This window comes from Arthrobacter sp. HMWF013 (assembly GCF_003061105.1).
Lineage (GTDB): Bacteria > Actinomycetota > Actinomycetes > Actinomycetales > Micrococcaceae > Arthrobacter.
Genome location: NZ_QAIQ01000031.1, coordinates 1 through 13,862 on the forward strand (window position 1 = coordinate 1; position 13,862 = coordinate 13,862).

Genomic DNA, 13,862 nt, shown 5'->3' on the forward strand with positions numbered 1-13,862 from the left:
GGTGCCGGCCCTTTTTCGCTGCTTTGGGACTGGATCTTTTTAAGCGTCGGTAGGGATATCGCCGTCAGGGATCTGACCTGATGCGATGCGGTCCGCAGTCTTCTCGTAGGCCGCTTGAATGTAGGCTTCCAAGTCGTCCTGGCGTACCCGCCAGATGCCCCTTCCACCGAATTGCGCGGCCCTCAATTCGCCGCTCTTGACCAGTGCATAGACCAGGGGTTTGCCGAGGTTCAGGATCTCCTGGACCTCGTCCAGGGTGAGCATCCTTGGGAACGGCGCAGCCGTGGGCGCGGTCGTCTTGTTCACTTCATCGGTACCCTTTACCACGGCTACTTTCCCTCGTCCCGGTGTCGTATTTCATCCATAGTTCTCTGCCCTCGGCGCAGCTCTCCGGCCTTCACCGGAGGCCACGGCTTGCCGCGGTTGTACTTGCGCTGCAGACGCTTCACCTCACGCATGCTGGCCCTGACAATGAAGTCTGACACGCTCGTGTCACCCTCTTCAGGCTTGCCGGCTTCCAGGAAAGCGGCACGGACCTGTTCCGCCTGCTCCTCCGTGTAGTAGGGCGTGAAGGCAGCAATCTTCTTCGGCTTCGCCATCACCGCACCCCCGGCTTACTGAACCGCACGCAGCACCTTCGGCCACGGGTGAAGGCTGTCCAGGTAACCCTTCCCTAGTGACATGGAACCGTCCGCGCTGGTGCGGATATCGGAGTGCTGATGGCTGCCGCCGGCATGCGCGATCGCGGCCAGGACCAAGTCAAGGTTCTCCCGGTCCAGTCCCGACACGAGGTCACCAAGGCTGACCGGAACATCCTCCGCCAGTGACGCGGCCAGCAGCAGGAAACGCCGCTCGCCACCGGAGAGCACACCAGCCTCTTCCGGGATGGTGGCGAAGTCGATCCACGCGCTCACCTGGCCGGGCCCTTGCGGCTCGGTACTCGTGTGAACCCAGGGATTGCCGGGGGCAGCGAACTTCCCACCGAAACCCCGGATCAGCAGCTCGGTGGCCGCCTCTATCGTGTACATGCCCCTTGCCCAGGCGCGGAGGTCATCTGCATGTGTCATGGTTCAGTCTTTCCGGTAAGCAAAATGATTGGGAAGGAGGCAGACCGAATTCGGTCGGTGCCGCTTGCGAAGCGTGCGGGACTGCTGCTCGCCTGCCCCAGCTAGGGTTTGTTCTTCGTCTTAACTTTCGGCATGGTTTTTGCGTCCATCAACGCAAGGTACTTCCGGAAGGCTCGTGCATCCACTTTGTCAGCAGGCAGGTTGCCGCCGGAGTTCTGTACATCGTTCACGACATCGACGTAGGTCTGGAGGTTGCGGACGTTGCGCCACCTTTCGTACAGCCAGACCGCCAGGCCAAGGACAGCGAGTGCGGCCAGCATTATCGGCAGCATGTTGAGAAGACGGTCTGTCATTCCGGCAAAATCTGTCGGCGGTGCCTGGTTCATTGCTTCCATTGCGAGGTTTCCTTTTCGATGAGGGCCGCTGCAAGCGGCTCCCGAGATCGAGGGCGCTGTCGGGACCAGCGTAACGGCTGGCCCCGACAGCCTGTCGGGTTAGAACGGTGGTTCGGAGTCGGGGCCGTTGCCCCAGCCGCCGGCGGTTGCGCTGGCGGTAGGCAATCCCCACGGGTCATCCTGCGGGGCTGACAGCGAGCCCTGACTGCCGTTCCCCTGGCCACCAAACCCACCGTCGACCTGTCCGCCGTGGTTGCTGCGCTGGGTGCGGTTAACCTTGGCGCTGGCGTAGCGGAGGGACGGGCCGATCTCATCCACCTCGAGCTCGATCACCGTGCGCTTCTCGCCTTCCTTGGTTTCATAGGAACGCGACTTCAACCGGCCGGTGACGATGACGCGCATGCCCTTGGTCAGGGACTCGGCCACGTTCTCAGCAGCTTCCCGCCACACGGACGCCCGGAGGAAAAGTGTCTCCCCGTCCTTCCACTCGTTGGACTGCCGGTCGAACGTCCTGGGCGTTGAAGCGATGGTGAAGTTCGCGACGGCCGATCCACTTGGCGTGAAGCGCAGCTCTGGATCTGATGTCAGGTTTCCGATGACAGTGATCGTGGTTTCGCCGGCCATGATGGTTCCTTTTCCTCGTGTGCTGGTGATGTTCTCGGTGTCTGTTGTGGGTACGTTCAGAGGTTCAGTCCCACCCGGTTCGTCGTGGGTGAGGTCGTTGAGTTGGTACTGGTCCGCGGTGTGTGCGTCCCACAGCCCGCCTTCCCCGAGCTGGGCGCGGCTGATCGCCTCAAGGTACCCGTCATCCCCTGCCTTGTCTGGGACTGGGTAGAAGCCCTCGCACAGGTCCTCAATGCCCGGTTCCACAATGGCGGGCTCTACAACATAGGGATCCACAACTTTGGGGTAGATCCTGCCGCTGGGGTTGACCTGCCGGAACAGGTCCACCTCCAACGGGATCCGTGGGCTGAGTTTGAACCCGACGACCGGGCGCATTGTCGTCACGTTCTCACGCCGCCTTGTGACTCATTGCCGCTTGGACAAGCTTGTCGCGGCGCAGGCCGGACCAGTGGTCCTGGTCATCGGAGTTGTTCACAACGACGGGTGCCTGGGAGTAGCCGAGTTCGGTGGTGATGTACTCCAGCGCTGCCGGCACTTCGGTGATGTCAACGGCCGTGTAGGTGATGCCCTTGGAATCGAAGTAGTCCTTCGTCTTCTCACAGTTCGGGCAGTCAGGCTTGGTGTAGACCGTGTAAACGGCCGGTGTTGCAGTCATTTTCAGCACCTGGTTTCGTATCAAATAAGTTTCGTTCGTCTGGCTGACTCGCTACCTCCATCCTAGCAACCATTCAACTGAATGAACAGGCGTAACGCCTCTAATTCTAGGGATTTTTCTTGCCTATTTTTGCGCGCCAATATGCACTTCCCCTGCTCCCTTGCCCCGGGGACGGAAGGCGGGTCCCGCCGCAAGCGACTGTGGTGGCCCCCGCTGGTTCGCCAAGACCTCAGCCCCCAGGTGCCTGAAAAGCCGCGTCGCGACCGTTCGTGAGATGCCCTGCAAAGGTGTGCTCCCCAGGTGAATTGGTGTCGTCCCTGCTGAAAGAAGGCCGGCCCGTAAATAGGCGCGTCGGCAGCATCGGGATTGGCCCATGGGAAACCTGGCCGCGATACTGGCCTACGGCGTAAGCGGCGCGCCAACTTGAAAGGTAAGCATGCTTGCTATTAGGTTTGGTGTCAGCTTCTCCGCCTGTCCCCCATCAGGCGGAGTGGTTGCCAGGGAGGTCCCGCTTTACGACTCGTGCGGCGGGGCTTTTCGCTATCCACATAAGGGCAGCATTTGCAGGATTCGGAACGGCAGAAGGAGTGTGCAATGGCTCAGGGCGACATCGAGACGTACTACGAAGACGGTTCGTGGAAGAACAAGCGCGAAGGTGCCGACCGCGCATTCGGTGCCGGCTACAGCACCAAGGACGAAGCAGAAGCTGCAGGCCGGGCAGCGGCCCAGGCAGACAAGGTCGAGCACGTCATCAAAAACCAGGACGGTCAGATCGGCTCGAAGAACAGTTACGGCACCGATCCCCGGAACGTCCCGGGCTGATCGCTAAGCCAAACCCTTGGCGCTCCGGCGCGCGGGGAGACAAGAAGGGCTGGCTCAAAATGAGCCGGCCCTTCTGCGCATCGACCTGAGAATCCAGTAACTCCCCTGCATGCACACCCTCGTGAAGCCAATTACGCTTCCCTCACGTCAAAAACCCTCCATCGAGCGTTATGACCGATTTTCTTTTCGGAGACGAGTTGTGAATATCAGTTGAAGGCTTCCAGAGCCGAAATGAGAGACTTGCCCTGCACAAGGTCAAAAACGGTCGTTTTTGAATTGTGGCTACCCCATCATTGGGTGCTCAGCGGGGGTGCATGCAGACCGTTTTGTCCTGTAACACTGAACCATGCTTGATCTGACTGTCCTTGAGCAACTGGACTTCGAAGAACCTAGAAATTTTTGGACAATGAACCGCAAGGAGCCGCCCAGAGAGTTTGGTGTCTACATCGTCCTCCGACGAAGCGGTGGGACGCCATCGTTTCTCGAAGAGCACAGGAGGAACGTATAGGAAGGACCCGACAACCCCAGTTGCCCAGTTACACCGCCGCTGGGTGGACGCCACACCCATCATGTACATCGGAGCAGCAGGACTAAGGCCGGAGAACAAGACAACGCTAAGACGCCGGCTAAATGCATATCAGCGTTACGGCCACGGCCAAAACGGAGTCTCACACGAGGGCGGGTACCGAATATGGCAACTAGAAGACGTCAAGGACCTTGAGATTATCTGGAAACAGACCCCCGGCGTCCCGGGCAAGATACTTGAGGACAAGCTGCTGGGCCTCTTTGAGTTAGCCCACGGTCGTTTGCCATTCGCCAATGGAAGACACTAGTCGTAGTCCTAATTACTCCATGACCTCTAAGGCAGGCAACTGAGCCACGATCCGCACGGTTTCTACCGATACGGTGACGATGCGCTTGATGAGGTCCACGATGTAACGAGGGTCGCCTACCTCTCGACAGTAGTCATTGGGGTCGTTCGCGATCATGGAATCTTTGTGAACAGTGACTTGGTAGCGGTCGATAATCCATTCGAGGGCAGATTTGCCGTTGACCTGGTAGTCGTAGGCTTCGTCTGGGATTCCGACCAACGTGACTCGTGGGTTGCAGATGATGCTCGACCGGTCCTTCCGGGCGCCGAAGGATAATTTGCTCACGCGGTAGAAGTCGTAGTCGTCGCCACTGGCCGCACCTTTGGTAACTTCCTCCAGCGGATATGGATCCACTTTTTCATAGGCAAGGTGCAGCTGGGCGAGGTCTCGGCCAGCCTGACTGAAGCCCCAAAAGTCCTTGACCTTTGGAATTCGCGGCAACATCTTCACTAAGTCAGCCTTGTACTGTTCCTTGTAGGACGGGCTGTGCAAGAGACCATAGAGGTAGTAAAAAATATCCTCCTTGCCTATCTCAACATCGTCGTAGAAGCCCTGGTATGCACTCAGCGTGGCGTCTGTGATGTTGTCCTTCCGCCGGTAGCCGTCAACAATAACGTCCTCCGTATCGGCAAAAAGGTCTCCTTGTGCCTCCTCCGAAACTGGCTCATAGGTATACAAGCTGAAGCATTGCGCATTGTGAATGGTGTGCAAGTCGGGCAAAAACTGCCCTATAAGCACGCAGAAAGGCTTCTGCGCGCCGATTCCCGTGGCTTGAATGAATAGATTCTCATGATTGGGCGTCGGGAATAGCTTGGTTAACTGATACCGACGTTCATTCAATGCACCGGAGAAGTAGACGAACTGCTTACTGAATGGTCTATACGAGGCAACTCTTATGCTGCTTGGTTCGAACGCATGTTGCGTACCGCGTTTGTGGTCATCCTTGAGCCCCCCGCCCCAAGCGATCATCCTGGGGTTGTTGTCCGGGTTCGCACTTCCCAACTGTCCGTTGTAAAAATCAATCATGCGTTGAATGTTTGAAGCCACTGAAAGAGGAGAGAAGTTATAGCACCAGGCGTCCCGGTTCGTCTTGAGCCCGTTGGAGTATGTCTCAAAGATTCCGGGAGTCGTAGGTTTCCCCTTGGTCGCCTTGTCCCCGATGGGCTGGTAAGTGTCGTACTTCTCATCACGGTGATTAATCCAGTCACCATGATTGTTGGGCAGAATGGTTTCCCAAGGAGTACCTTCGATCGACCGCTCAATCGAAAGAATGTCAAGTTTCTCTTCCCGTGTGAGGTAATCGCCGATATCTCGATATTGAATTTCAGCAGGACCGCTGTGGCTCGAGTTCTTGATCAGTATGCAGATAGCGATTGGCGTCCTGGCCCCGCTGCCAAAAATCTTTCCACCTTCTCTACGTGACACTTCCCCAGATGTCCGCTGATTACCTCGGAGGTTGTAGATAAACATCCGGCTGAACTCCCCGGCGAGAGACTTCCGTATGCCGTCAGTGGTCGGCAAATCGAGAAACGATCCATTGGAGACAAATGCAATGACCCCATCTGTCTGAATGCGATTGGACGCCCAGCGAATGCCACGTATGTAGGAATCATAGAGATTATTTTTGTTCGTGGCCGTGGACAGCTTCGCATATGTACCAGTAATGGATGCGTCAAGCACTGGATATTTCTGATTCTGGTTGTTGTCGTTGGCATTGGTTTGACCCGCCGAATACGGGGGGTTCATGACAATGACGCGGATGTCCTGGTTCTTCTGCCGGCGCACGCGTTCCGAGTTCTCCGGAAAGACAACGGAGTCGAAGGCGCCGTCGGACTCGTTGAGTTGGAATGTATCGGTTAATGCGATGCCGTCGAACGGGACGTAGCCATGGTCGACACCCTTTTTGGCGGTTTCTTCAGCAAACACCGTCTCAATGTTTATGGCTGCGATGTAGTAGCTGAGCAGCACGATCTCGTTGGCGAATAGTTCCTGCGTGTACTTGCGGTGCAGGTCTTTCGGCTTGATGAGCCCAGACTGGAGCAACCTCGTCACGAACGTCCCGGTGCCGACGAAAGGTTCCAGGATGGATACGCCCTCGTCGGAAAGTGACTTGCCGAACTCCAGTCGCAGGGCAGCATCGGCCGAGTGGAGGATGTAGTCCACCACCGGAACTGGAGTAAAGACGATGCCGAGGCGGTCGGCCACGCGAGGGAAGGCGTTGCGGAAGAAGTTGTCGTAGAGCTCCAGGATGATTTTCTGTTTCGCCGCGGCGTTGTCGATGGACTTCACTCGGGCCCGGACAGAGTCGTAGAACTTTTCCAGCCCGGCCCGTTCCTTCTCGAACGCGGAGTGGTCATCGAGCTGGTTGAGGATGTTCTGCATTGCCAGTGACACCGGGTTGTGTTCGGTGAAATTTGAGTCCGTGAACATGGCGTCGAAGACCGGTTTGGTGACCAGGTGCTGGGCAAGCATCTCGACGGCTTGGGCCTGGTCGATCTCCGGATTCAGGTTCTCCTGCAGACCTTGGATGAAGCCGTCGAAGGCCGTGCGGTGTTCTGGGTTCGCACCGTCCAGGAGATTGTTGATAAGCACGATGTGCTTGTTCGCGATGGCTGCAATGTCCTTAGACCAGTCTTCCCAGTACATGCGGTTCCCGCACTTGTCCACGATTTTTGCGTAGACGGAGTCCTTCCACTCTTCGGCAGCCGGGAACTGTAGGGCGGGCTGAACGTATTCCGGTCCTGTGTTTTCGTCGTCGTTATTTCCGCGTCCAGAATGTTCCCCGCCGCCGGCGTTCCCGCCCACGTTCGTTCGGGCTTTCTTCTTGGGTGCCAGATCCACCGTCTCAACGAGGATGGATTCGGGTGCCTTGGCGTTAAGTTCGATCTGGTTGATGGCTGCGTCCATGCGCTCATCGTGCGCACGCAGCGCCTGGAGAACCTGCCAGACCACCTTGTACCGGGTGTTGTCCCGCAGCGCCTCTGAAGTGGACATCCCCTCAGGAATCGCGATGGGAAGGATGATGTACCCGAACTGCTTCCCTTTGGCGATGCGCATTACCCGGCCGACTGCCTGGATGACGTCGACCATGGAGTTGCGCGGGTTCAGGAACAGGACGGCGTCCAGGGATGGGACGTCTACGCCTTCAGTGAGGCAGCGTGCATTGGTAAGGATCCTGCAAACTGGCTGATCAGCGGGGCTGTCGAGATCCTCCTTGAGCCAGTCCAGCCGTTCAGCGCGGGTAATGGCGTTGAAGCCGCCGTCTACGTGTTTGACCTCTACCTTCAAGTCGTCCGTGGGGTCGTCGTTCTCCAGGTTGGTCAGGTGCACGCGGACGAGTTCTTCGAACTCCGACTCGACAAGTTTGGAGGATTTGATGTCTCGGTTGAAGGCCACCGCCCGTTTCATCGGTGCCAGGTCATTCCCGAAAGACACCTCGTGAGCCCCTGAGCGGCGTTTGGCTAGTCCATTCCAGCAGCCGATGAGCTTGGCGACATCGTCGATCTGCAGTTCCATGTTCGAATCGGCCAGCTGGTCCTGGAAGCTGGAGACCACTTGCGTTTCGTCCACGCCAAGAACCAAGACCTTGTAGTCAGTCAGCAGTTTCTTGGTGACAGCTTCACCGAAGCCGATCCGGTAGAACACTGGCCCGTACATGGTCTCGTCGTCCATCGAGCACAGGATCGCATCGCGCTCCAGCGCCTTGTTCTTGGTGTCGTCGTTGAAAAGACGCGGGGTCGCCGTCATGTATAGCCGCTTGGCCCCTGCGACGACATCGTTGCGGTGAACCTTTACGAAGTGGGAATCCTCAGTGCCGGCCAGGGTGGCACCGGTGGTGCGGTGGGCCTCGTCGCAGATGATCAGGTCAAACTCCGGCAGCCCGGCTTTCTGTGCTTGGGATACTGCATCGATGGACTGGTAGGTGGAAAACACCACCGTCATCCCCTCATCCAGCTCCCTGGTTCCCATTGCCTCGAGCAGCGTAGCGCCATCCGTGGTCGCCGGGATCTGCAGGTCATGGAGTGCAACATCAGTGAAGTCGGAATTCTTCTGCCGGCCAACCTTTGTGTCTGAGCAGACAGCATAGGCGTGCATCGGCTGCGTCGTCTCGTCCGACCATTCTTTTAGCGACTGAGACATCAGCGCCAGAGACGGCACAAGGAAGAGGACCCTGACGTGGGTTTCCTGCTCCGCGAACCGCTCGGCAATCTTCAGTGCGGTGAAGGTCTTGCCTGTGCCGCAGGCCATGATGAGTTTGCCCCGGTGGTTGGTTTCGAAACCCTTCATTGCGGCGTTGACTGCTTCGTGCTGATGGGTGCGCAGCTGCTTCTTATCATGCAGCCTGGGGGCCTTTGAGGGGTCAGTCAGCTCGTAAGTGGCCCAGTCAATATTGGAGTTGCGGAAGTCCGTAAGACCGATGCGCTGGATAGGGATGTGCTGGTTGTCCAGCATCTCCTCCGCATTCGGTGACCAGTCTCGTCCGGTGGTATCAACAATGAGCCGGTGCGTAAAGGGCGGTTTCCCTGATGCGGATATGAATGAGTCGACGTCTTGCTTCTGAATGCGGTGGCCTTCGGCGTAGAACTTACACTGAATGGCCGTAAAACCGCCGTCCTGGCGCTCGGCCACCAAATCGATGCCGTTGTCCTTCTTACCGTCGCGGTCCGGCCAGTCCCTCCACAACCACACGTTCCGATACTGCGGGGCCTGAACTCCGTCCTTCTCTAAGTACCGGCCAACAAGCTGTTCGAAGTAGTTGCCCTTCATCCGCTCGGAATCCGCGAGATCACGGTACGAATCAAGGAGTACATCGAACGTCGTTGCCAAGAGAGTAACCCCCGAGAAGAGAAGCAAGTGAAGTCGGCATGAACCGGCGCCTCTGATCATATGGGCTTCCACGTCTCAATCGTGGTTCGACGGCGTCTTGCGGCCGGCACTCAGACACCTCGTACCTTACGAGCAGTCGTTTTTGACGGCTCGCAGAGCTCTGGCGCTTGGGTGCCATAGAATCCCCACATGGCCGAGAATGCGATTAATCCCCAAATGCTTGATTGGGCGATGCGCGACGCCTCTCGTGATCCTGCGGATTTAGCTGCCGCAACTGAAAGATCGCAGGACTTAGTTGAACAGTGGCTCAGGGGCGAGGCCAAACCCCAGACGGGAGACTTGAGAAAGATTGCGAAGCTAGTCGGCCGAAGCATTCACTTTTTCTTCCTCCCGGCGCCCCCTTCCTCTGCACGACCGACTGCTGAATTTCGGACCGCTATAACCGGAGAAGCATCTTCTCCGTCTCAGGAACTCCTAGAAGTTCGCTTTGCTCGAAACGTCCAGAAGATCGCCACGTGGAGTGCCTCTGAAGTTAGGTTCGGCCGCCCCCAACTGCCGGCGGCATCGGACGACTTCCATGTTGTAGCTCGGCAATTTCGGGCAGCCTTGAACTGGTCGGTCCTAGACCAGAGAACAGCTGCAAAAAGCAGCAAAACCGCGGTGTTTAGGTCGCTCAGGGAGAAGGTCGAAGACCTTGGCATAGTTGTACTACTACGCAATGCCGGCACAGGAAACTGCCGTGGCTTTTCTCTGCCTGACAGCTCGGTTCCGGTTATCTACATCAATGCGGCCTACGATTTGCCGACACTCCGGACCTATACACTTCTGCACGAGATGGCCCACGTTATCCGTGGCGATAAAGAGATCTGCCATGATTCCGACACTCCCTTGGAACGGTGGTGCGACAAGTTTGCAGCGGCGGTCCTTCTGCCGGAGCATGACCTAAAGCAGTACCTTTCGCGAGAGAGCTTTCGCCGCAAACATCCGGACCTTGATTCGGACCTGGATGCTGTTCGGCTTATCTCGAATCGTTACGGCGCAAGCTGGTCGGCAGTAGCGATACGCCTCAAAGAACTAGGGTTAGCCTCTCAGCGCCTGGTGCACCTTGTCGAAACATCCCGAGGCGAGTTCCAAGAGCCAAAGAACACTTTCTCCACGGTCCGCCAGACGGTTTCCCGCAAACGGGCGGCGGAGTTTGGATATACGTATCCTCGACTAATTCTTGATGCCCTCGACAGTAGGCGCCTATCGCCCCTGGACGCCTCGAAGTATCTGAGGGCTCCGGGGCCGGAACTGCACAACATCGCCGTCCAAGTTGGGCGGAGTGCGTAGTGAACCCAACCTATATCTTCGACACATACGCCTTGCTGGAGATCAAAAACGTCTGCGACTCCGACGCTGCGGTTCTGCTCTTCCTGGACGATCTGACGGAGCAGGTCAAGAAGGGAACAGTGTCGTATCCCGACGCCGTAGCTAAGGAATGCCGAGCATTCTCCGCTGCCGATCCGGCGACAGTTTGGGTTAACGCCTGTACGGGCAATAGGAAGCACGGGGCGGTTCCGAGCCAAGTCCTTACGTCTGTGCTGTTGAAGTGCCCCGACATCATTGACGAGGAACAACAAACAGATTCTTCACAGGCAGAGGCTCTTGCGTTGGCCTGCCACCTCAACGCAGCAAAGCCTCCTGTGTTCATCGTTTCCGAGGAACCGATGCTGAATCCAACGCGCGACACACTTCCAGCGGTGACGCACAATGTAGGGATACCGGTCATCAGTCTGTCCGACTTCATGAATGCGACTGGGCTTGGCCACCTTTTGGCGGCGTAGGCTCAACCCGGTCAACTCACTGGTATTCGAACGGCTGCGTCTCTTTGGCAAGCTGAGGCAAGTAATTAGCTAGCCAGTGATGGTCCATGTACCCACGCGCCGCGAGATCGGCCAGCAGCAAGTCGCAGAAAAGTAGCAACGCACGGCCTGGCTCTCCCGCATAGTAGGTCCTGCCGTAAGCCTTGAGCGCAGTAATTGGGTAAATCGATCTGTCCTCCTCCAAGTATGCCGATTCAGCCTTTATGACCTCGCGCCATGTTCCTGCAACTTTCTCGCCAATCCCATCTGTTGCGTGCAGAGGGACGAGTTCCGGGACGAAGGGAACGCTACTGCTTGCCGACCCGACGATGCCGGGGTTGATGACACACGTTATGTCCGGGCGCTCAGCCTCCACTTGGTCGCATACGGTCCTTGCAATCGATGCAACAGCACCTGAACAGTCAAAACCAAAGATTCCGAACGTGGCCTTCTGTACACCTGGCCGCGAGTCAGTGAGCGAATTAAAGCTGCGCTTTTTCTCGGCGAACTCCTCCACAAGACCGGGAGTCAACGTGGTTTTCACTTCCAAGGCCATCACAACCGTCTCAACCGGAAAGAGTAACTGAGTCGTTTGCGCCAGTACCTGAGGATGTTTTGCGCGGTCAAAAAGGATGATGTCAGTTTGGCTGGAACGGTTACCCTGATGATCAAAAATGACGCCAGTTCCAACTCCCAAGGAGCTGGGCAACATGCTCGACAGCACGTTCATCAATGAGATCTCGTTGGCCCTGCCCATCTCGCCGTTGTGACGAACAAGAGAGTTGAAGACATCAGCCTCAACCTGGAGCCGCTGAGTAACACCTGTCCAATACTGCTCAATGATGTTCGCCATGGAGGACTCATCCTTTTCGTTCATAGATCGCCTTAAAGGACGGCAGGACCGGCATTGCCGGCCCTGCCTGGTTTCCCTCTGCAAAGGAAATCTGTGGTTCAGCGTAGCTGAATTGCTGGTGGTGCTGCCACGGGCCGGGGATCGTCGTTGTTCCTGGTCCCGCGGTGGTAATGGTTTTTGGGGTTGTGTCGCGTTGAGCGGCGGTCCGCCGCTGGTAAGTGGCTGCTGTGGTGTGTCCTGGGCGGCGGACCGCCCCACTTTTGGGAGGTTCCGGGCCGGACTTGTGGTGATTGGTGCCTTGCCGGGCGGTGTTGTGGCCGCCCGGCAAGGGACTGTCTTAGGCGGCTTCGGTGGTTTCCTTGCCGCTGTCGATGATCATTTTCTCGGTCTCGGATGCGGTGTAGCCCCATGTGACCAGCTGGTTGAGGTAGTCGCGGTGGCTTTGGTGCGGTGATCGCCATGAGTCCTTGGCGATGGTCTTTTCGTATCCTGCGCAGATCAAGGCGATCAACGAGAACTCGGGCCGGGCGGTGGTGTTGGCGACGTGGTCGCGGAGGGGGTTCCAGCCCCAGCGTCCGTTCTTGTCTTCGGTTTTGGCTCCGATCATGTCTGCGGCGACTTCGCCTTGGTATCCGCTGGCGGTTTCGGGGTGGTGGGTGATGGCGTAGACGGTGAAGTACTGCCAGCCCGTGGGTGCCTGCTTGCGGGCCAGCAGGTTTTTCACGAACTCGCGACGGACGACACCGGCAGATTCCATGGCCTTGTTGTTGGTGATCAGGGTCTTCCGTTCGGCTTTCTGTTCCTCGGTCATCGGGCCGCTCTGTGCCTGTCTGCTGCCGTCGTAGCGTTCGTGGCGCGGGGTGAAGCCGAGTTCCTTCCATCCGTTGATGACTGGTTTGGCGGAGTGGTGGCCTTGCCAGTTGCGCTGGATGACGTAGGCGTTGGCGTCGTCCTCGGTCGCAGGTTCACCGTCGGCCCGGTTCGCGGCCGAGACGTACAGGGCATCTTCGTCCGCGTAATGGCCCGCGTCCTCCACGATGGTCTTGCCCTGGCCTTCGAGTTCGGCGATCAGTGCGGCGCGGGCGGCGGCGATGTCCCGCTTGTCCCGCAGGCGCTGGGTGACGTGCATGAGCATGTCGGGTTCGTCGGCGAGGACTGATTCAAGTTCCTCGGTCGCGTCCGGGTCGTCTTCAAATTCGGCCAGAATCAGGGCTTCTTCGATGGTGCATCCTCTGCCCAGGGCGGCGTCCCCCGCAGGGGTGGACTTGGCTTTGAGCGCGTCCTCGACGGTGATTTTGGTCCGCCCGGTTTTCTTGGCAATCTGTGCCGCTGACACGCCGATCAGGGAGAGCTGGTGGTAGGCCTCCGCTTCGTCGGCCTCGGTCAGCGCGGAGCGCTGGATGTTCTCGACCACCTGGGTGATGATGCGTTCTGCTTCCTCGGGGCTTTCGGTGACCATGACCGGGATCTCGGGTCGCTCGGCTTCGACGGCGGCGCGGGTGCGGCGCTGTCCCATCAGGACGTGCACGGTGCCGTCTTCCCTGCGGTGTGCGATCACGGGTTCGAGTACGCCGTGTTCTTTGATGCTGGCCACGAAGGCAGGGGTGAGCGCGGCGTCTTTGCGGACGTTGATGTCGATGGTCAGGGTTTTGGGGTCGAGCATTTCCAGCGTGGGCGTGGTGTTCATGGTGTTGCTCCTTTTGCAGAGGATTGGGTGGGTGGGGCGACTCGTGGTGACCGGCCAGCTTCCCCTCTCCCCCCGACGCTTCTATGTCTGTCAAGCGGGTGGAAACGGGTGCGGGCGCGGACCAAGGTGGGCGGGGCGGTTTAGGTGATCGGCCAGCGTCCCCTCTCCCCCCGTTGTTTTGGCTGCTGGCGAAGCTTGCGGAGCTGTGGCCGACGG

12 protein-coding genes are annotated in these 13,862 nt (G+C 58.1%); 3 read left to right on the top strand and 9 right to left on the bottom strand.

Annotation, left to right across the window (positions count from 1 at the left end):
* Positions 1–39 precede the first annotated feature (39 nt).
* From DBR22_RS01440 to DBR22_RS01465, 6 genes are all read right to left on the bottom strand, one after another.
* Positions 40–327 (bottom strand): helix-turn-helix domain-containing protein, encoded by a 288-nt coding sequence (locus DBR22_RS01440; RefSeq protein ID WP_108597455.1) that lies wholly within the window; start codon positions 325–327, stop codon positions 40–42.
* A gap of 2 nt (positions 328–329) precedes the next feature.
* Positions 330–599, bottom strand: a complete 270-nt coding sequence (locus DBR22_RS01445) for a ParB family protein (RefSeq protein WP_108597456.1) — start codon at positions 597–599, stop codon at positions 330–332.
* Positions 600–614: 15 nt separating this feature from the next.
* Positions 615–1,067, bottom strand: a complete 453-nt coding sequence (locus tag DBR22_RS01450) for an ABC transporter ATP-binding protein (RefSeq protein WP_108597457.1) — start codon at positions 1,065–1,067, stop codon at positions 615–617.
* Positions 1,068–1,168: 101 nt separating this feature from the next.
* Positions 1,169–1,462, bottom strand: coding sequence for a hypothetical protein (locus DBR22_RS01455; protein ID WP_108597458.1), 294 nt, complete (start codon positions 1,460–1,462; stop codon positions 1,169–1,171).
* A 99-nt stretch (positions 1,463–1,561) separates the two neighbouring features.
* Positions 1,562–2,470 (bottom strand): single-stranded DNA-binding protein, encoded by a 909-nt coding sequence (locus DBR22_RS24255; protein ID WP_258229003.1) that lies wholly within the window; start codon positions 2,468–2,470, stop codon positions 1,562–1,564.
* 4 nt (positions 2,471–2,474) lie between these two features.
* Complete coding sequence (locus tag DBR22_RS01465; RefSeq protein ID WP_108597466.1) at positions 2,475–2,741, bottom strand: glutaredoxin family protein; 267 nt, start codon at positions 2,739–2,741, stop codon at positions 2,475–2,477.
* Between the two features lie 594 nt (positions 2,742–3,335).
* On the opposite strand from DBR22_RS01465, the gene DBR22_RS01470 reads away from it, so the two are divergent.
* Positions 3,336–3,563, top strand: a complete 228-nt coding sequence (locus tag DBR22_RS01470; protein ID WP_108597459.1) for a DUF2188 domain-containing protein — start codon at positions 3,336–3,338, stop codon at positions 3,561–3,563.
* Positions 3,564–4,408: 845 nt separating this feature from the next.
* Here the strand turns inward: DBR22_RS01470 and DBR22_RS01475 are convergent.
* Entirely contained in the window at positions 4,409–9,262 is a 4,854-nt protein-coding gene (locus DBR22_RS01475; RefSeq protein WP_258229004.1) for a DEAD/DEAH box helicase, read from the bottom strand.
* A gap of 189 nt (positions 9,263–9,451) precedes the next feature.
* Here DBR22_RS01475 and DBR22_RS01480 point away from each other — a divergent pair, with 189 nt between their 5' ends.
* On the top strand, positions 9,452–10,594 hold the full coding sequence (locus DBR22_RS01480; protein WP_108597461.1) for an ImmA/IrrE family metallo-endopeptidase: 1,143 nt from the start codon (positions 9,452–9,454) through the stop codon (positions 10,592–10,594).
* Complete coding sequence (locus tag DBR22_RS01485) at positions 10,594–11,088, top strand: DUF4411 family protein (RefSeq protein WP_181364978.1); 495 nt, start codon at positions 10,594–10,596, stop codon at positions 11,086–11,088. The genes DBR22_RS01480 and DBR22_RS01485 overlap by 1 nt, the downstream gene beginning before the upstream one ends.
* A 16-nt stretch (positions 11,089–11,104) precedes the next feature.
* Here DBR22_RS01485 and DBR22_RS01490 read toward each other — a convergent pair whose 3' ends face one another.
* Both DBR22_RS01490 and DBR22_RS01495 read right to left on the bottom strand, forming a co-directional pair.
* The gene (locus DBR22_RS01490; RefSeq protein WP_108597463.1) at positions 11,105–11,983 is read right to left on the bottom strand and encodes a DUF6602 domain-containing protein; all 879 of its coding nucleotides are present in this window, start codon (positions 11,981–11,983) and stop codon (positions 11,105–11,107) included.
* Positions 11,984–12,296: 313 nt separating this feature from the next.
* Positions 12,297–13,646, bottom strand: coding sequence for a ParB/RepB/Spo0J family partition protein (locus DBR22_RS01495; protein WP_108597464.1), 1,350 nt, complete (start codon positions 13,644–13,646; stop codon positions 12,297–12,299).
* Positions 13,647–13,862 lie beyond the last annotated feature (216 nt).

Coding starts and splice junctions, on each gene's coding strand:
- DBR22_RS01470 (WP_108597459.1), top strand. CDS start 3,336: ATGGCTCAGGGCGACATCGAGACGTACTACGAAGACGGTTCGTGGAAG.
- DBR22_RS01480 (WP_108597461.1), top strand. CDS start 9,452: ATGGCCGAGAATGCGATTAATCCCCAAATGCTTGATTGGGCGATGCGC.
- DBR22_RS01465 (WP_108597466.1), bottom strand. CDS start 2,741: ATGACTGCAACACCGGCCGTTTACACGGTCTACACCAAGCCTGACTGC.
- DBR22_RS01490 (WP_108597463.1), bottom strand. CDS start 11,983: ATGAACGAAAAGGATGAGTCCTCCATGGCGAACATCATTGAGCAGTAT.
- DBR22_RS01495 (WP_108597464.1), bottom strand. CDS start 13,646: ATGAACACCACGCCCACGCTGGAAATGCTCGACCCCAAAACCCTGACC.
- DBR22_RS01445 (WP_108597456.1), bottom strand. CDS start 599: ATGGCGAAGCCGAAGAAGATTGCTGCCTTCACGCCCTACTACACGGAG.
- DBR22_RS01450 (WP_108597457.1), bottom strand. CDS start 1,067: ATGACACATGCAGATGACCTCCGCGCCTGGGCAAGGGGCATGTACACG.
- DBR22_RS01455 (WP_108597458.1), bottom strand. CDS start 1,462: ATGGAAGCAATGAACCAGGCACCGCCGACAGATTTTGCCGGAATGACA.